Annotated in this window: 17 protein-coding genes; 13 read left to right on the forward strand and 4 right to left on the reverse strand. The window is 43.1% G+C overall.

What is annotated here, in order from left to right:
• Positions 1 to 10: 10 nt before the first annotated feature.
• From B3V56_RS13130 to B3V56_RS13190, 13 genes are all read left to right on the forward strand, one after another.
• Positions 11 to 1210: a saccharopine dehydrogenase family protein gene (locus B3V56_RS13130; RefSeq protein ID WP_289282891.1), complete on the forward strand. Its 1200-nt coding sequence runs from the start codon at positions 11 to 13 to the stop codon at positions 1208 to 1210.
• A 5-nt stretch (positions 1211 to 1215) separates the two neighbouring features.
• Positions 1216 to 2382 carry a carboxynorspermidine decarboxylase gene (nspC, locus tag B3V56_RS13135; RefSeq protein WP_289284393.1) on the forward strand — a complete coding sequence of 389 codons (1167 nt, stop codon included), beginning with the start codon at positions 1216 to 1218 and terminating at the stop codon, positions 2380 to 2382.
• A gap of 10 nt (positions 2383 to 2392) precedes the next feature.
• Positions 2393 to 3259, forward strand: a complete 867-nt coding sequence (gene speB / locus B3V56_RS13140; RefSeq protein WP_289284394.1) for an agmatinase — start codon at positions 2393 to 2395, stop codon at positions 3257 to 3259.
• Positions 3260 to 3410: 151 nt separating this feature from the next.
• Positions 3411 to 3818, forward strand: coding sequence for a ketosteroid isomerase-related protein (locus B3V56_RS13145; RefSeq protein WP_286304395.1), 408 nt, complete (start codon positions 3411 to 3413; stop codon positions 3816 to 3818).
• Between the two features lie 10 nt (positions 3819 to 3828).
• Positions 3829 to 4416 carry a GNAT family N-acetyltransferase gene (locus B3V56_RS13150; protein ID WP_286304396.1) on the forward strand — a complete coding sequence of 196 codons (588 nt, stop codon included), beginning with the start codon at positions 3829 to 3831 and terminating at the stop codon, positions 4414 to 4416.
• 65 nt (positions 4417 to 4481) lie between these two features.
• Positions 4482 to 5363 carry a carbon-nitrogen hydrolase family protein gene (locus B3V56_RS13155; protein WP_289282894.1) on the forward strand — a complete coding sequence of 294 codons (882 nt, stop codon included), beginning with the start codon at positions 4482 to 4484 and terminating at the stop codon, positions 5361 to 5363.
• Positions 5364 to 5500: 137 nt separating this feature from the next.
• Complete coding sequence (apbC, locus tag B3V56_RS13160) at positions 5501 to 6583, forward strand: iron-sulfur cluster carrier protein ApbC (protein ID WP_289284395.1); 1083 nt, start codon at positions 5501 to 5503, stop codon at positions 6581 to 6583.
• 86 nt (positions 6584 to 6669) lie between these two features.
• Entirely contained in the window at positions 6670 to 7233 is a 564-nt protein-coding gene (gene dcd / locus B3V56_RS13165; protein WP_286306127.1) for a dCTP deaminase, read from the forward strand.
• 5 nt (positions 7234 to 7238) lie between these two features.
• Positions 7239 to 8288: a WD40 repeat domain-containing protein gene (locus B3V56_RS13170; protein ID WP_289284396.1), complete on the forward strand. Its 1050-nt coding sequence runs from the start codon at positions 7239 to 7241 to the stop codon at positions 8286 to 8288.
• Between the two features lie 3 nt (positions 8289 to 8291).
• Positions 8292 to 8627 carry a YqfO family protein gene (locus B3V56_RS13175; protein ID WP_289284397.1) on the forward strand — a complete coding sequence of 112 codons (336 nt, stop codon included), beginning with the start codon at positions 8292 to 8294 and terminating at the stop codon, positions 8625 to 8627.
• Positions 8628 to 8636: 9 nt separating this feature from the next.
• Positions 8637 to 11297 (forward strand): aminopeptidase N, encoded by a 2661-nt coding sequence (gene pepN, locus B3V56_RS13180; RefSeq protein ID WP_289284450.1) that lies wholly within the window; start codon positions 8637 to 8639, stop codon positions 11295 to 11297.
• Entirely contained in the window at positions 11297 to 11710 is a 414-nt protein-coding gene (locus B3V56_RS13185; protein ID WP_289282898.1) for an HIT domain-containing protein, read from the forward strand. The genes pepN and B3V56_RS13185 overlap by 1 nt, the downstream gene beginning before the upstream one ends.
• An 11-nt stretch (positions 11711 to 11721) precedes the next feature.
• Entirely contained in the window at positions 11722 to 11946 is a 225-nt protein-coding gene (locus B3V56_RS13190) for a DUF2835 domain-containing protein (protein ID WP_289282899.1), read from the forward strand.
• Here the strand turns inward: B3V56_RS13190 and B3V56_RS13195 are convergent.
• The 4 genes from B3V56_RS13195 to B3V56_RS13210 all read right to left on the reverse strand — a co-directional run bounded on the left by B3V56_RS13195 (position 11943) and on the right by B3V56_RS13210 (position 16963).
• Positions 11943 to 14771 carry a bifunctional diguanylate cyclase/phosphodiesterase gene (locus tag B3V56_RS13195; RefSeq protein WP_289284398.1) on the reverse strand — a complete coding sequence of 943 codons (2829 nt, stop codon included), beginning with the start codon at positions 14769 to 14771 and terminating at the stop codon, positions 11943 to 11945. The genes B3V56_RS13190 and B3V56_RS13195 overlap by 4 nt on opposite strands.
• Before the next feature lie 8 nt (positions 14772 to 14779).
• Positions 14780 to 16024 carry a hypothetical protein gene (locus tag B3V56_RS13200; RefSeq protein ID WP_289282902.1) on the reverse strand — a complete coding sequence of 415 codons (1245 nt, stop codon included), beginning with the start codon at positions 16022 to 16024 and terminating at the stop codon, positions 14780 to 14782.
• Positions 16021 to 16449 (reverse strand): hypothetical protein, encoded by a 429-nt coding sequence (locus B3V56_RS13205; RefSeq protein ID WP_286304406.1) that lies wholly within the window; start codon positions 16447 to 16449, stop codon positions 16021 to 16023. The genes B3V56_RS13200 and B3V56_RS13205 overlap by 4 nt, the downstream gene beginning before the upstream one ends.
• A gap of 88 nt (positions 16450 to 16537) precedes the next feature.
• Complete coding sequence (locus B3V56_RS13210; RefSeq protein ID WP_289282903.1) at positions 16538 to 16963, reverse strand: RDD family protein; 426 nt, start codon at positions 16961 to 16963, stop codon at positions 16538 to 16540.
• Positions 16964 to 16981: the final 18 nt, after the last annotated feature.

The raw sequence follows: 16981 nt of genomic DNA on the forward strand, positions 1-16981 counted from the left end.
GAATTCAGCAATGTCTAAAGTCCTGATTATTGGTGCCGGCGGTGTCGGTGGCGTAGTCACACATAAATGTGCACAGTTACCAGAAGTATTCTCTGAAATTGTATTGGCAAGCCGAACAGAAGAAAAATGCAAAGCGATCGCAGCCCAGTTAGACCGACCTATCAAAACAGCGAAGGTTGATGCGGATAATGTCGCTGAATTGACCACGTTATTGGAACAAGAGAAACCCGATTTAGTGATTAATGTGGCCTTGCCGTATCAGGATTTGACCATTATGGATGCCTGTCTGGCAGCCGGGGTGGATTATCTGGATACGGCTAACTATGAACCACTGGATACAGCCAAGTTTGAATACAAATGGCAATGGGCTTATCAGGATAAATTTAAAGAAGCGGGCTTAACAGCATTGCTGGGTAGTGGTTTTGATCCCGGTGCGACCAATGTGTTCACGGCCTATATTGCCAAGCATTACTTTGATGAAATCCACGAGTTAGACATTATCGATGTCAATGGTGGTGATCACGGTTATCCATTTGCTACCAACTTTAATCCGGAAATTAATATCCGCGAAGTGACTGCTGAGTGTCGTCACTGGGAAAATGGCGAGTTTGTTGAAACGCCTGCGATGTCAAAAAAAGCGACATTTACCTGCCCAGAAGAAGTCGGTACCTACAATATTTACCGTATGTATCATGAAGAACTGGAATCATTAACTAAAAATTTCCCGACTCTGAAACGCGCTCAGTTCTGGATGAGTTTTGGTGACAGCTATCTGAAGCATCTGGAAGTATTGGGTAATGTCGGTATGACCGGTATTGAGCCTATTGACTATAACGGCCAGAAAATTGTACCGATTCAGTTTTTGAAAGCTTTACTCCCTGACCCTTCAACTTTAGGCCCAAGAACCAAAGGTAAAACCTGTATTGGTTGCGTGGTGAAAGGCATTAAAGACGGCAAAGAAAAAATTGTTTACCTGTATAACATCAAAGATCATCAGGATTGTTATCAGGAAGTCCAGTCTCAAGCTATTTCTTACACCACAGGTGTACCAGCCATGATTGGTGCCAAAATGATGTTAGAAGGTAAGTGGAAACAGCCTGGCGTGTGGAATATTGAACAGTTCGATCCTGATCCATTTATGGAAGACATGAATAAATATGGTTTGCCGTGGAGTGTGATTGAGCTTGATAACTTTAATCTGGACGACTAATTTCGATGCAGTTTACTGATTTTGGCAAACTGGATTTATCTCGTTTGCCATCACCGTGTTTTGTGGTTGATGAAGTTGCCGTAGAACGTAATCTACGCATTCTGCATGGTGTGGCTGTCGCGAGTGGTGCAAAAGTACTTGGTGCCCTAAAAGCCTTTTCTATGTGGTCGCTAGGTGACTTAACACAAAATTATCTCAATGGCACTTGCGCCAGTGGCTTGCATGAAGCTCGTTTGGGATATGAAGAGTACGGTGGCGAAGTACATGTGTTTGCTGCTGCTTTTAGTCAAGCGGATATTGATGAACTGCTTACATTCGCTAATCACATCGTGTTTAACTCTTGCAGCCAGTGGTTACGGTTTAGAGAGCAGTGTCTAGCGGTCCAACAGCAACGACCTGATCTGGAGTTTGGTTTACGAATCAATCCTGAACATTCTGAAGGGGCTGTGCCAATTTATGACCCTTGTTCACCAGGTTCACGCTTGGGCATCACGCTGTCTCAGCTTGATGAAAGTGCATTAGCAGGCATTAGCGGGCTACATTTTCATACCTTGTGTGAACAAGGCTTTGAGCCACTTGAGCGAACAGTGGCAGCAGTTGAATCAAAGTTTGGTCATATCTTGCCACAAATGAAATGGGTCAACTTTGGCGGTGGTCATCATATTACCGCTGATGGCTATGATATTAATGGGTTGGTCGAATTAATCCAGGCATTCCAATCTCGTCACGATGTGCAGGTCTATCTTGAGCCAGGTGAAGCCATGGCGATCGGTACTGGTATTTTGAGCTGTGAAGTGCTGGATATCACCTGGAATAAACTGAACCAGGCGATTCTTGATACGTCCGCCACTTGTCATATGCCGGATACGCTGGAAATGCCATATCGTCCCGATATTCATGGTGCGGGTGAAGCGGATGAGTTTGAATATACCTATCGTCTAGGCGGTTTAACTTGTCTGGCTGGGGATGTGATTGATGATTACAGCTTCAAAGAACCATTGGAAGTCGGACAACGGCTGATTTTTGAAGATATGGCACATTACACCATGGTCAAAACCACAACGTTTAATGGCACCAAATTACCAGCCATTGCGTTGTGGAACTCAGAAACCGATGCTTTACGCATAGTTAAAGAATTCGGTTACGACGATTTTAAACACAGATTATCTTGAGTTGATTCAAATGGAAGAGTATCCAATTTTTCTCGGTTCAGAAATTGAACAGCCAGAACCACACAACGCCATGTTTCATGTATTACCCGTGCCCTATGAAAAGAGCGTGTCATATGGCGGAGGTACTGCCCTGGGCCCCAACGCTATCTTGCAAGCTTCCTGGCAACTGGAAGAATGGGATGGCAAAAGCAAACCCTGCGATGAAGGTATTTATACCTGTGAACCAGTGGATTGCAGTGTCGCCCCTCAGCAAGTTATTGATAATATTGCTAAAGCGACAGCCGATATCATTAAAGCTGGCGCCATGCCGGTTGTACTTGGTGGTGAGCATACGGTGACTTATGGTGTGATTAAAGGCTTGCGTGATGCCGGTATCGATGATTTTGGCATTGTGCAGATTGATGCACATGCTGATTTGCGTCAGGCGTATGAAGGTGATTTTCTTAGTCATGCTTCTGTCATGAAACGTGCTGTCGATATGGGTATTCCTCTTTACCAACTCGGTATACGTGCTTATTGTGAAGAAGAAATGGCATTTCGTGACGAATTCGGTGTGTTATATCAGGATGCGGATGAGTTAGTACCCAACCGCATTCAGTCAATCGAGTTGCCAGAGGATTTTCCACAAAAAGTGTTTTTCACACTGGATATTGATGGCATGGATCCTTCTGTTTTTCCTTCAACAGGAACGCCAGTGCCAGGTGGACTGGACTGGTATCAGACACTCAATTTATTCGAGTCGGTAGCCAAACAGCGTGAAATTATCGGTTTTGACATCATGGAATTTGCGCCCATTGAAGGGTTCCATGCTTATGATTTTTCAGCGTCTTTACTCACGTATAAATTAATGGGCATCGTACAACGAAACCGTTATTAATCAACGGAGCTAGAGCGCGATTCAAAAAACAAATAAATCAAATGGCCTGTTTGTAGGCTAAGGATATGAGGTAATGAAGAAATTAAGTCTTTTCCTCATTCCATGAAACAGATAAAATTCGGCCTTTTTCTACTCTTTGGGATTTTTCATCATGAATCAAGCTACAGTAAAACTGTTGGAAGACTACTACAATGCATTTAACCGCGGTGATATGGATGCATTTCTTAATATGCTGACAGACGACGTGATTCATGATGTAAACCAAAGTGGTCGTGAAATTGGTAAAGAAGCATTCAAGAAGTTTATGGATCGTATGAATGCGCACTACAAAGAAAACATCGTTGATATTTCTATCACCACCAATGATGCTGGCGATCGTGCAGCGGTTGAGTTCACAGTATTAGGTGAATATATGTCAACTGATGAAGGTCTGCCAGAAGCCGCTGGTCAAACATACCGTTTACCCGCAGGCGCATTTTTCGTGGTGCGTGACGGTAAAGTCGCTCGTATTACTAATTACTACAACTTAGAAGACTGGATCGCCCAAGTCGCAGGCTAAGAGGTGTGCGATGTTAAGACTGGAAAGACTGTCTGGCGATAAGCTCAATCAATACATTCCGGAGCTTGCTGAGCTCCGGATTCGTGTTTTTCGTGACTTTCCTTATCTTTATGATGGGGATCTGACATACGAAGAAAAATATCTTCAAACTTATATTGAAGCGCCTGATAGCGTGATTGTGCTGGCTTTTGATGGTGACCATGTAGTGGGTGCCTCTACCGGTATTCCGCTGAAATATGAAACCGACGAAGTCAAAGCCCCTTTTATCGCCGCTGGTTATGATATTGACAAGATCTTTTACTGCGGTGAATCCGTTTTATTGTCTCAATACCGCGGGCAAGGTGCAGGTGTGGCATTTTTCGATGAGCGTGAAGCCCATGCTCATGAGATAGGTGGTTTCGATTACAGCTGTTTTTGTGGGGTTCAACGCCCTGAGGATCATCCATTGAGACCCGCTGACTATCAGCCTCTTGATAATTTTTGGCGTAAACGCGGCTATGAAAAACATCCAGAATTGAATACCACATTCAGTTGGAAAGAAGTGGATGAAGCGCTTGAGTCACCAAAGCCAATGACATTCTGGATGAAAAAAATCTAATCTTTTTGTGCGAAGAGAGTGCTGACTTGCGTGACTCTTTTTGTGCAATGCCCGTGGAAAAATAAATGAGCAAAGTGAAAGCAGCGGTAGCCCAATATGATATTGGCTTTTTCGCACAGTGGTTTGAGTTTGAAGATAAGTTGACCCAATGGGTAAGTCACGCAGCTAAAAATGGTGCCAAACTACTGGTCTTCCCTGAATATGGCAGCATGGAACTCGCTTCACTTTTTGGGGAGTCGGTTTATAAAGACTTGGGCAAGCAGTTGCATTCCATGCAAGATATATATGCCGACTACGAGGCTTTATACGCCCAGCTGGCGAAGCAATTTGATGTCATGATTCTGGCGAGCTCTTTCCCCGTAATACAGTCGGATGGTAGCTTTAGAAATCGAGCTAATCTATACGGTGTTGAGGGACTGATTGATTATCAGGATAAACTCATCATGACTCGCTTCGAGAACGAACAGTGGCTGATTCATGCTGGTCAGGATATTAAGGTGATTGATACCGATATTGGTCGTCTTGCTATTAATATTTGTTATGACAGCGAGTTTCCATTGATTGCCCATGAACAAGTGCAGGCGGGTGCTGATGTGGTCTTAGTACCAAGTTGTACTGATACACAAGCCGGCTTTTATCGTGTCAGAATTGGTTGTCAGGCTAGGGCGTTGGAAAACCAGTGTTACGTCCTGCAGTCGCCGACATTTGGTGAAGCCTTATGGTCAGAAGCAGTTGATGTGAACACAGGTCGTGCCAGCATTTACACCCCGGTTGATTACGGTTTTCCTGATAATGGTATTTTGGCTGAAGGTTCAGCTGATACAGCACAATGGGTGTATGCAGATTTGGATGTGAATGAGATAGCTCGTGTACGCCAGCAGGGACAAGTATTTAATTATCGCGATTGGCCCTTGCAAAATACGTTGCGAGGCCCCAAATTAGATTGATAACGAACGCCGTCTTACAGATGGCGTTTTTTTTAGTTATCAGTTTAGTCAGACCATACGCATTTAGCGTCTGATACAAAAAAACAGAAAAAGTGCGAGTCTGTGTCGATTACGCACTGAATAGACCGGAGTGAGCCATGTTAGATAATGCACAGATTAAGCAGATTATTAATGACTTTCAGGACCCATCAACCGAGATAAAACTGGGGGAGACCAATCCAGGGATTATGGTCGCAGAGGAGTCTGGAAAACAAATCGTCTCTGTGGTTCTGCGTTATCCGGTCAAAGGCTACATCGATGAGCTTAATCAATCATTAACATCAGATCTACAGCAAGCCGGGGCTGACAATGTCAATGTTGTTGTCTCAAGTGAAATCATTAAGCACAAAGTTCAGCAGGGTGTGCAGGCACTGGATAATATCAAAAACATCATTGCTGTTGGATCGGGCAAAGGTGGTGTGGGTAAATCCACAACCTCAGCCAATCTGGCGTTGGCGCTTGCAGCAGAAGGCGCAACCGTGGGGGTGCTTGATGCTGATATCTACGGACCAAGCCAACCACGCATGCTCGGTGCCAATCGTCGACCAGAATCGCCTGATGGCAAGAGCATGAACCCAGTAGACAGTTATGGCATTCAAACTATGTCGATTGGGTTCCTTATTGATGAAGAGGAACCGATGATTTGGCGTGGACCGATGGTGACACAAGCCCTACAACAGTTGCTCGGTGAAACTAACTGGAAAGATCTAGATTACCTGATTATTGACTTGCCACCGGGCACAGGTGATATTCAATTAACCTTGTCACAAAAAGTGCCAGTGAGTGGTGCTGTCATTGTCACCACGCCACAAGACATATCATTGCTTGATGCGCGTAAAGCCTACAAGATGTTTGAAAAGGTAAAAGTACCTGTTCTAGGCATTGTCGAAAATATGAGTACACATATTTGTAGCAAATGCGGTCATGAAGAGCATATTTTTGGTGAAGGCGGTGGCAAGCGCATGGCCGAGCAGTACAATCTTAATTTGCTGGGTAGTTTACCTCTGGATATAAAAATTCGTGAGGATGCTGACTCTGGTAAACCTAGTGTTGTCACTGATCCTGACGCTGATATTTCAATGGCTTATCGCCGCATTGCTCGCCGAGTTGGCGCCAGATTAGCCATGCAAAGTAAAGATTATTCTGCAGCGTTCCCGAACATTGTGATTAAAAATGACTAATGTTTAGTCAACACATAATAAAGCTTATTCAAGATGTGTTTTAATAGGCTTGTGATTGAACAATTATAAAAAGGTATGACCGAGCAATTATGATTAAGTCAGATAAATGGATTCGTCGTATGGCGGAGCAGGGCATGATTTCACCTTTCGAGCCGGGACAAGTTCGATATCGTGATGATAACCGCATTATCTCTTATGGCACGTCAAGTTATGGTTACGATGTTCGCTGCTCAAATGAATTTAAAATATTCACCAATATTAATTCAGCCGTTGTTGACCCGAAGAATTTCGATGAAAGCAGTTTTGTGGATGTGACGTCTGATGTGTGTATCATTCCACCGAATTCATTTGCACTGGCCAGAACAGTAGAAACCTTCAGAATTCCACGAAATGTTCTGACAGTGTGTCTTGGCAAATCCACTTATGCTCGCTGTGGCATTATTGTGAATGTCACCCCATTGGAACCTGAATGGGAAGGTCAGGTGACATTAGAGTTTTCCAACACCACTCCCTTACCGGCAAAAATCTACGCGAATGAAGGTGTGGCACAAATGTTGTTCTTCGAGTCTGATGAAGTGTGTGAGACATCTTACGCTGATCGTGGTGGTAAATATCAAGGCCAGTCTGGTGTAACTCTTCCTCGTTCCTGATGCCGATGTCTGTATTCTCCCGCCATGTAATCCGAACGCTCAGTGCTGCATTGGTATTGCTTTCATTGTCAGCATGTACAGAAGAAAGAACACCGACAGAATCCTGGAAACACAGCGAAAATGGCAGCTATGCTTCCAGCTTTTCACCTGATGGTCGTTACGTGCTGGTCGGCGATATTGATTTGCCAGCAAAACTCTGGGACCTTCAGACGAATAAGGTGAAATATACCTGGCAAAACACACCAAATGATGCCGGTACGACAACAGATGTGGCTTTTTCTGACGATAGTAAAGTGGCGGCCACGGTAGAATCAAAAGTTATCGTTTTATGGAATATGGAAAACGGTGAACCGATGATTCGTCTTGAGTTTCCAGTCACGATAAAAGATATTGCTTTATCGCCTAAAGGTGACCATCTTCTATTAGCGTTGCAAGACAGAACAGCGGTGTATTTTGATGTGATAGGTAATCGCGTCGTCCAAATTCTGAAACATGATGGTAAAGCCGTTAATTCACCTATCGATCAGCTTATTAACACAGTTGATATTTCACCTAATGGTAAATATGGCTTGACGGGCGGAGATGACCATACAGCAAGAATGTGGAACCTGGAAACCGGACAACAACTTCGGATATGGCAACATAATAATGGTGTTAGTTTGGTTTCTTTTGATCCCATGGGTGGGTTTGTGATTAGTTCAGCAGGTAATGCACAAACACGTATCTGGAATGTCAAAAGTGGTAAACAAGTCGCGGTACTCACGACATCACCTGTAGACGTAGACGGTATCTGGGGTGACTTTCCTGTATTTAAAACCACAACCAGCGCGATTGCCTATTCTTCTGATGGTAAATATGTCGTGACTGGCCACCCCAACCGTGAAATGTGTGTCTGGCGTGCACAAAATGGACAGGCTCTGGGCTGTTGGTTAACACCACGCAAAGACGCTTTAAAACCCGGTGTAGTTATACAAGCGTTAGCGTTTAGTCGTGATGGCCGTTACATCTACAGTGAATTAGGTAATGGTTTAGGCCAAAAATGGCGTATTAGATAAGGTATGGCTGATAGCTTATTAAAATTGGTTTTTTTTGTTCCTGAATCACATAAAGAAGCCGTAAAACAGGCCATTTTTGCTGCCGGTGCCGGACGTTATGATGGTTATGACAGTTGTTGTTGGGAGTCACAAGGAACAGGGCAATTTCGCCCATTAGATGGCAGTCAGCCTTATATTGGGCAGCAGGGCCAGGTGGAATATGTAGCTGAGTACCGGGTAGAAACGGTTTGTCCCACCCAACAAATAAAGCCTGTCTTAAACGCGTTACTTTCTTCACACCCTTATGAAACCCCTGCGTATGAAGTCTGGTCTGTATTGACACTGGATGACTTTAAATAGAGAAATATGATGGATCTTGCGAGCACAGAACAATCACCCAAAATGACTTTACTGGCTAACTATCAGGTGCCTCGTTACCTGGTGGATGAAGCCTTGCTTCATTTTGATCTGGATAAATCAAAAACACGTGTTATCAGTACATTAAAAATGCGGTTAAATCCCGAATCATCTGGAGGAGAATGTGTATTAGATGGTGAGTCACTGGACTTAGTCAGCATCAAATTAAATGGAAAAGAACTCGAAGAGACGGATTATCAGCTTAGTGATAAGTCTCTAGTTATTTCCGAAGTGCCAGACAAGTTCGAACTTGAAGTCATTACGGAGATTCATCCCGATCAGAATACTGCTCTGGAAGGGCTTTATCATTCAGGCCGACTTTTATGTACGCAATGCGAAGCACAAGGGTTTAGACGTATCACCTATTACCCTGATCGTCCTGATGTGATGTCTATCTTCACTGTAACGATTGTGGCTGATGCGAAAGCATGGCCGGTCATGCTCTCAAACGGCAACCTGGAAGAACAAGGCCAGTTCAATGATGGCCGTCATTGGGTACGCTGGCATGATCCACACCCAAAACCCAGCTATTTATTTGCCTTAGTGGCGGGTGATTTATATTGCCAGCAGGATCAGTTCACCACCATGAGTGGACGTGAAGTCAGCCTTCGTATTTATGTGGATCCTGAAAACAAACATAAATGTGATCATGCTCTGGTGTCCTTAAAACAGTCTATGAAGTGGGACGAAGAAGTCTATGGTCGTGAATACGATCTGGATGTCTTTATGATTGTTGCCGTAAATGACTTCAATATGGGGGCAATGGAAAATAAAGGGTTAAATATTTTCAATGCCGCCTGTGTTCTGGCCACGCCTGAAACAGCCACAGATGATGATTTTTATACGATTCAAAGTATCGTCGCTCATGAATACTTCCATAACTGGTCTGGCAACCGTGTGACTTGTCGGGATTGGTTCCAGCTCAGCCTAAAAGAGGGCTTCACCGTCATGCGTGATCAGAGCTTTAGTGCTGATCTCAATTCAGCCGCTGTTCAACGTATTGATGATGTAAATGGTTTACGCAGTATGCAATTTGCAGAAGATGCTGGCCCGATGGCGCATCCTGTGCGACCAGACTCGTATATTGAGATCAGTAATTTCTACACAGTCACCATATACGAGAAAGGTGCAGAAGTCGTGCGCATGATCAAGACGTTGGTTGGCGAGGAAGGCTTTAGAAAAGGCACGGATCTCTATTTTGACAGACATGATGGGCAGGCTGTTACCACGGATGATTTCGTTAAAGCGATTGAGGATACCAATAACGTTGATTTGAGTCAGTTCAAACGTTGGTATGAGCAGGCTGGCACTCCCGAGCTTTCTGTTAAAACGCACTATGATCCCATCAATCAACGTTTTACACTGACTCTCAGTCAATTTTGTCCTGCTACGCCTGGTCAGGATAACAAGGCAGATTTTCATATTCCTGTTGCTATCGGTTTATTAGATAGTCAAGGGAAAAATATGCCTATGCAATTGCAGGGAGAGAGCACTGTCTATGACGATGACACGCGTGTTTTATCTTTGACCGATTCTCAGCAACAGTTTGAGTTTATTCATGTGAGCGAAGAGCCTGTTGCTTCAGTTTTACGTGGGTTTTCAGCACCGGTGAAACTGAAATATGATCTTAGTAATACCCAACTGGCCTTTTTAATGGCCCATGACACTGACAGTTTTAATCGTTGGGATGCTGGCCAGCAACTGATGATTAATGTGTTGCTAGACATTGTTGATGACATTCAGAAGCAAAATAAACTCGCTATGTCACCATTGTTGCTGTCACAACTGGAAGCTATTTTGCAGGATAAGCAACTTGATCCAGCGCTTATCGCAAAAATGCTGACATTACCAAGTGAAAACTACCTGGCTGCCCAGATGCAAGTTGCTGATGTCGATGCGATTCATCAGGCTCGTGAATTTGCAAAACAGCAGATAGCGATTTCTTTGAAACGCTTATTTAACGAGCGGTATGAAAGCCTGAGTCAGACCAAAAAATATCAGTTCAATGCCGATGATATGGCGGCACGTAGTTTGAAAAACTTGTGTTTGTCCTATCTGGTGGCAAGTCATGATCCCCTTCAGATTCAGCGCTGTCTGCGTCAGATGAAAGTGACTGACAATATGACCGAGTTATTAGCCGGTTTACGTTTGATGGTCGATCAAGCCGGGCCAGAACGTGAACATGCATTACGTGCGTTCTATGAGCAATGGAAACATGATCGTCAAGTCGTTGATAAATGGTTATCAGTGCAGGCGGTATCTAAGCTTCCTGATACCTTGCTGCGCGTTAAGGCCTTGATGACACATGAAGCTTTCAGTATCAAAAATCCTAATAATGTGCGTGCTTTAATTGGTCAGTTTTGCCGTAATAACCCCATACATTTTCATGCTAAAGATGGTTCGGGTTATCGTTTCCTGGCAGAGCAAATACTGAAACTTGATAAGCTCAATCCACAGGTCGCAGCAAGAATGTTAGGAGCACTTAACTCATGGCGTCGTTATGATGCTGAACGACAACAACTCATGAAAGCATCGCTGGAACATATTGCTGCTGAAAAAGAATTGTCAGCAGATGTGTATGAAATTGTCACCAAATACCTGGCTGAAAAATAATGTTCGCGCTTCATCCACAACTTAAACAAGACACTATTCATATTGGTGAATTTGAATTGTGTGATGTTTTATTAATGAATGATGTCCGCTATCCATGGATTATTCTGGTGCCTAAGCGTGAAAATAAAACCGAGATTTATCAGCTGACAGAGTCTGAACAGCAACGATTACTCAACGAGTCCAGTTTTCTTAGCCATGCTATGTCAACTTTATTTTCAGCCGATAAGATGAATATTGCTGCATTAGGTAATATGGTTGAGCAATTACACATTCACCATATTGCCCGATTTAAAACAGATGCGACCTGGCCAAAACCTGTATGGGGAGTAGGCCAAGCAGAGCCTTACTCGGAAATAGCAAAAAAAGCGATGATGTCACAGTTGACCCACGCTTTAGGTGATTATTTGATTTAGAAAGACGACGCATGAAACGATTACGCTTTCGAATGACTCTTTCTCCTGAACAAGCGCTTCGTTATTATCAAGGCATGGCGAGAACGGTCATTGTGACGGCTGAAACAGGGCAAAGGGTCAGTTTTCCGGCGGAACATATTCGTCGCTTTATTGATAGCTCCGGTGTCAATGGCCTGTTTTCTATCGAATTTGATAACAATAACAAACTGATCGGCATAACGCGTTTATCTGATTAGTCTAATTTAAGCGGACCATCAAGCAATCTAGCTTGCGGCTTTCCAATATAATACCCTTGGGCATAGTCCACACCTAGTTCAGCTAAAACGGCGAGAATCTCAGCACTTTCAACAAATTCTGCTACTGTGCTCTTGCCCATGCCTTTCGCAACAGAAACTAAGGCTTCCACAAATAATTTATCGTCATTATTATCTGTGATATGGGTGATAAACATGCCATCGATTTTCACCACATCGACAGGTAATTCTCGTAAATAACGAAACGAAGCAAAGCCTGAACCAAAGTCATCAATCGAGAAGCGACAGCCTAAATCACGCATTTCTCGCATTAATTGACGTGCCTGATTAATATCGGCGACGGCAGCTGTTTCTGTTAACTCAAACAGTAGATGTTCCGGACTGGCACGATAATGTTTTAAAAGACGTTTGAGTAGCGGGATGAGCTCAGCATCTAGCATGGCGTGTGCAGATAAATTCAATGATAAGGTGATGGTTTGCTCTTGTTGCTCGAGTTCAGCAAGTTTGGCAATGCCTTTCTCTAAAACATAATGATCAATCCGATGGATCAAGCCCGACTGTTCAGCCACTTCTATAAACATTGCTGGGCTATGTATTTGACCATCCTCATCCTGCATACGTAGCAGTACTTCATAGTGACTCACGGTCTGTTTTTGAATCTGCATGATGGGTTGGAAATACAGGACAAAGCGATCCTCTGACAGAGCATCTTCTATTTTCTGTTTCCAACGCATACGTTCTTGCAGCTGTTTGCCAAGCATGTCGTCAAAAGTAAAGAGATGCCAGGTATCCTTACCAAGTGACTTGGCCTGATACATCGCCAAATCAGCGCTACTTAGAAGACGATCTACACTGAATTCATTCAGTGGGAAGGGCACGATACCAATGCTGGAAGAAATGCTGTAGCGAACCTGCTCAAATTCAAAATGCAAAGCATGTAATCGATCACTAATTTTTTCACAGACATTAATGGCTACATTTAAGTCGGTTTCTGGAAGAATAATGGCAAATTCATCACCACCTAATCGGGCTAATACATCATTGTCACGACTGATTTCTGTCAGTGCTTTTGCTACGTTTTTCAGTAACTGGTCACCGACGTTATGACCGCAACTGTCATTGATATCTTTAAAATGATCTAAATCCAGCACCAGTAAAATACCTTGCTGATCATTGAAAATAGCCTGTTTTAGAATGTGTTCAAACTGGCTCTTCAGTTTCTTTCGGTTATAGAGTTCGGTTAATGGATCATGGCTGGCGAGCCAGCGTAATTCGGTTTCATTTTGTTTTTTTTCTGTTATATCGATACCGACAGAGAGAATCACAGCATTATTGGTGGGTATTTGGAAACTCGAATGTATCCATGAGATGGTATGAATTTGACCATCAGCTGAAAGAATATCTGACTCCATATGAACAATATTTTCATCATAATGAGATAGTCGTTGTAATGATTGATGAATATTTTGCCAGTCAGAAGGATGAAAAAATTGCTCGAATGGTTGACTGATAACGTTATTGGCCTCATAGCCTGTGATATTTGTGGCAAGCTCATTAAAGCTGGAAATGCAGTAGTTTTTATCCAGTGTGATAATAATTAATTGGGCGGTCTCTATCAGATTACTAACAAAATCTCTTTCTTGTATGAGTTCTTGTGTCCGTTTGTTAAGTGAATCTGTTTGTTTGCTGACCGAATTCTCAAGACCTTCTAGTTGTTCCGATAAGACTACAGCCGATTGTTCAAGGATATTCAGCTCGTCAAGATAACGCTTCGGGGAGGCATGATTCAGAGTGTTTCTGACTTGCAGGTATTTTTTTTCGGCTAATAAGGGCAGCGCTTTAGAGACTTTGGATAAACGTTTGAGTGGTGCTGATAATAATAAAAACAGACTGCCACCAATCACAATCAAGCCAATGAGTGACCAGATAATTGTTCTGTATGTGAGGCTGTTAAGCTCTTGTTGCTGTTTGGCAATGTTATCTATGATAACCAGCACCACATTATCGACTTGTCTTAGCTTAATAAATTGAAATTCAACGGGTAAATTTGAATCACGTAATATCAGCTTATCGTGGTCAATGTCTTGAAAACGGTAGTGTTTTGCTAAGAATCTCAAATAAGCGATATTGTTATTAAATGACGTGAGCACATTGAGATGACGGTCCCAGAGTGATGAGTCGGTTTGACGTAACTCTTGTGTGTTGGATTGATCGGAAATGATGGCAATGTCGGCGCCAGTTTGTGCCTGAAAATCTAATAATGATTGTGTCAGATTATAGCCAAGCACCAATACATAGTTTGTCTCACTATCAGCCAAAATAGGTAACAGTTGATATTGCTTACAACTAACTTCACAATTTAGCTGACTCTGGGCGAGTTCAGTTTCTGCGGTCAGCGTAATATTATCTTTAATGACTTTTGGAGTGGGCGGGCCCCAGCCACCTAGGTTCCGACCACTACTATCAAACAACTGCACTTGGGATACATCCCAATTCAACTCTAGATCGCTGCGGTAGCGATGAATACGATCTAATATCTCATTTTGTTTAAGTGCTGAACCTTGCTGTGTGGCGTCCGGTGAGATGAGTAATTCAGCAAGACGTTGTAGTTGATCTCGTGTGGTCGTGATTTGTCCGAGTAGTTGTTGATGATATTGCTCTTGTAATTGAGAACGGAACAAAACAAATTTTTGTTGGACGTTCCAGTAAATAATGACATGAAAGATCAATAGAAAAATTAACAGAATAAAACTAAAAAATAAGCCCGCTTTCCAGCGGATACTTAAAAATGGGGTGTGAATACTCATCGTCAGAACTAAAACCGATAAGACAGGGACATAGCGAACATATCCCATCTTTTGCTGGTGTCAGTAACGGTGTTTTCACGCGGTGATAATGTGGCCACACCCTCGACGATGTGATATTCGGCACGAAGCATTACATTATGTGTGACATGCCAGCGTCCCCCTAACACCCAGCTTTTAGAATAATATTCATGAGCCGGCACGGGGGCTTGATTAATCCCCAATGAGGCGAGCTGCTGGCTATTGATGCGATTTTGTCTGGCGGCTTCTTTTCCATTCCAGTCGTGTTTGTTTAACTGGAATTCTTCATAACGGATGAATGCTTGCCAGGCCGGTGTGAAATTATAATTTGCCTGTAAGTAATAACCGATCGAATTAATATTCATCTGTGAGACGGGTCCACCGATGTCAACATAATCAACATTTTCAAAAGCCACTTCGCCTGTAAATTGCCATTTCTCACCGTTATATTGGGCAGATAAAACGGTGTAATCGATATCAATTTCACCCGAATTCATTCCTGGACCAAAAGGGAAGGGCACACGGTCACTTGCACCTGCATCAAAATCAAGTGTGACTCTTGTTCCAGTTATGGAGTAAATCCACTCTCCACCGTTATGCTCGTATAGAATTTTTCCGAATATCCCTAGCTTATCGTTATGAATGGCGCCAGCCCAGTCATCACCCAGATAGGCATATTCAACGTTTTTATCGGCCAGGGTATAACCAGTACCCACTTCCATAAACAGTGTGCCACTGTCTAAGTTAATATTGTTGTAAAGGTGTATACCATCAGCGGCCATAATGGTATTTCTGACTTTATCAAAGTAAATCACCTGAGGAAGAAAGATAGCGCTTCTGGTGTGGGCGACGTCACGAGTTTCGTTATATAAGCCGATTTCGTTTTTGATTCTGCCAATGTACATACCCGTAGCGTAACGCGCATCGGCATAGAGAGAAACATCCACTAAGCCATAATCGAGTCTTGGTGATCCGTTATCAAATCTGCCGGCTTGTCTGGATAATAGTTGTGCAGAAAGCCTGAGCTTAGGGCTGATTCTGAAACTACCATTAATGCCGACTTCAGTAAATTCGAAACTGCCATCATCACTTGGCCCATAAAAATGATTGTCAGTAGTATGTATGTAAGCTTGAGATGCAAAACCATGCAGGGCGATGCGTTCATACCATGCTTTGTCTTCGGCCAATGCCATTGTTGGAATAACAAGTAAGATGGAAAGCAAACTCGCTCTCATAAATCCACCTTAATAATTTGAATACGTTTGTGTGTATCAGCATCATCTTTACTGATGTACCCAATCGCCCCTTTGGTGTTGGCGACAGCATCAAGCATTTCTTGCTCCGAGTTAACGACGATAGGGGCAGTACCTGTGCCAGAGAAGACCTGTCTGTCCCAGATCCGTCTTAGCTGGTATGGAAACATACCCAATACAGACTTACAAAACTGATTATGCGTAGGGTCTTGATCTTGAAGAACATAGACGGTGATTGGCGTGCCATTTGGCCACTCATGAACTCGCATAGCAAAGATAGAGCGAGCAGTGGTTTTGCTTAATTGCTTTATCTCAACCTGTTCGTTGGCAATGAGAGTTTGAGCTGGTAAATCTTGCGATACCAGGAGCAATAAAGTGATGAGGACTCTGATGCTTATCCATGTCATCAGCCTTGTTCCTTAAGCCGTGTTAAGCTCAATTCTAGGCATGAATTCAAAAAAAAGCCACGTTAAAACTTTCTTTATGTTGAATAAGTTATTCTTTGACAAAAACAAGCTGGGTTTTTGCTGCCTGGTTGTACCAAGTTTGTTTGTTTTTACTGAGCCACTGCCACCAGAATCCTAAACCGAGACAAAGCCAGGAAATAAGCCCAAAGATAAATCGCACAGCCGCCTGTTTCCATGAGATAGTCGGCGAGGTTGAGCTAATCAGCTTTATTTTCCATGCTCTCATCCCCAGCGTTTGTCCACCATGGGTCCAGAACCAGCCGTAAAATAAAAAACACACTGACAGTAAATAAAGTAGAAAAAACACATTGCCTGGTGTAATGGCTTCTCCGCTATTTAGCGCAACCGGAATAATGGCAGCAAATAATAAGGCGGACAGTAAAAGTAAAAAGTCATAAATCATCGCCATTATCTGGCGAATTGGACCAGGTCGCTTGTGAATAACTACACTCATTATCAATTTCCAATGGAT

Origin of the sequence: Methylophaga sp. UBA2513 (assembly GCF_002341285.1) — a bacterium.
Taxonomy (GTDB): Bacteria; Pseudomonadota; Gammaproteobacteria; order Nitrosococcales; family Methylophagaceae; genus Methylophaga; species Methylophaga marina.

Coding starts and splice junctions, on each gene's coding strand:
- B3V56_RS13130 (WP_289282891.1), top strand. CDS start 11: ATGTCTAAAGTCCTGATTATTGGTGCCGGCGGTGTCGGTGGCGTAGTC.
- nspC (WP_289284393.1), top strand. CDS start 1,216: ATGCAGTTTACTGATTTTGGCAAACTGGATTTATCTCGTTTGCCATCA.
- speB (WP_289284394.1), top strand. CDS start 2,393: ATGGAAGAGTATCCAATTTTTCTCGGTTCAGAAATTGAACAGCCAGAA.
- B3V56_RS13145 (WP_286304395.1), top strand. CDS start 3,411: ATGAATCAAGCTACAGTAAAACTGTTGGAAGACTACTACAATGCATTT.
- B3V56_RS13150 (WP_286304396.1), top strand. CDS start 3,829: ATGTTAAGACTGGAAAGACTGTCTGGCGATAAGCTCAATCAATACATT.
- B3V56_RS13155 (WP_289282894.1), top strand. CDS start 4,482: ATGAGCAAAGTGAAAGCAGCGGTAGCCCAATATGATATTGGCTTTTTC.
- apbC (WP_289284395.1), top strand. CDS start 5,501: ATGTTAGATAATGCACAGATTAAGCAGATTATTAATGACTTTCAGGAC.
- B3V56_RS13170 (WP_289284396.1), top strand. CDS start 7,239: ATGTCTGTATTCTCCCGCCATGTAATCCGAACGCTCAGTGCTGCATTG.
- B3V56_RS13175 (WP_289284397.1), top strand. CDS start 8,292: ATGGCTGATAGCTTATTAAAATTGGTTTTTTTTGTTCCTGAATCACAT.
- pepN (WP_289284450.1), top strand. CDS start 8,637: ATGGATCTTGCGAGCACAGAACAATCACCCAAAATGACTTTACTGGCT.
- B3V56_RS13185 (WP_289282898.1), top strand. CDS start 11,297: ATGTTCGCGCTTCATCCACAACTTAAACAAGACACTATTCATATTGGT.
- B3V56_RS13190 (WP_289282899.1), top strand. CDS start 11,722: ATGAAACGATTACGCTTTCGAATGACTCTTTCTCCTGAACAAGCGCTT.
- B3V56_RS13195 (WP_289284398.1), bottom strand. CDS start 14,771: ATGAGTATTCACACCCCATTTTTAAGTATCCGCTGGAAAGCGGGCTTA.
- B3V56_RS13200 (WP_289282902.1), bottom strand. CDS start 16,024: ATGAGAGCGAGTTTGCTTTCCATCTTACTTGTTATTCCAACAATGGCA.
- B3V56_RS13205 (WP_286304406.1), bottom strand. CDS start 16,449: ATGACATGGATAAGCATCAGAGTCCTCATCACTTTATTGCTCCTGGTA.
- B3V56_RS13210 (WP_289282903.1), bottom strand. CDS start 16,963: ATGAGTGTAGTTATTCACAAGCGACCTGGTCCAATTCGCCAGATAATG.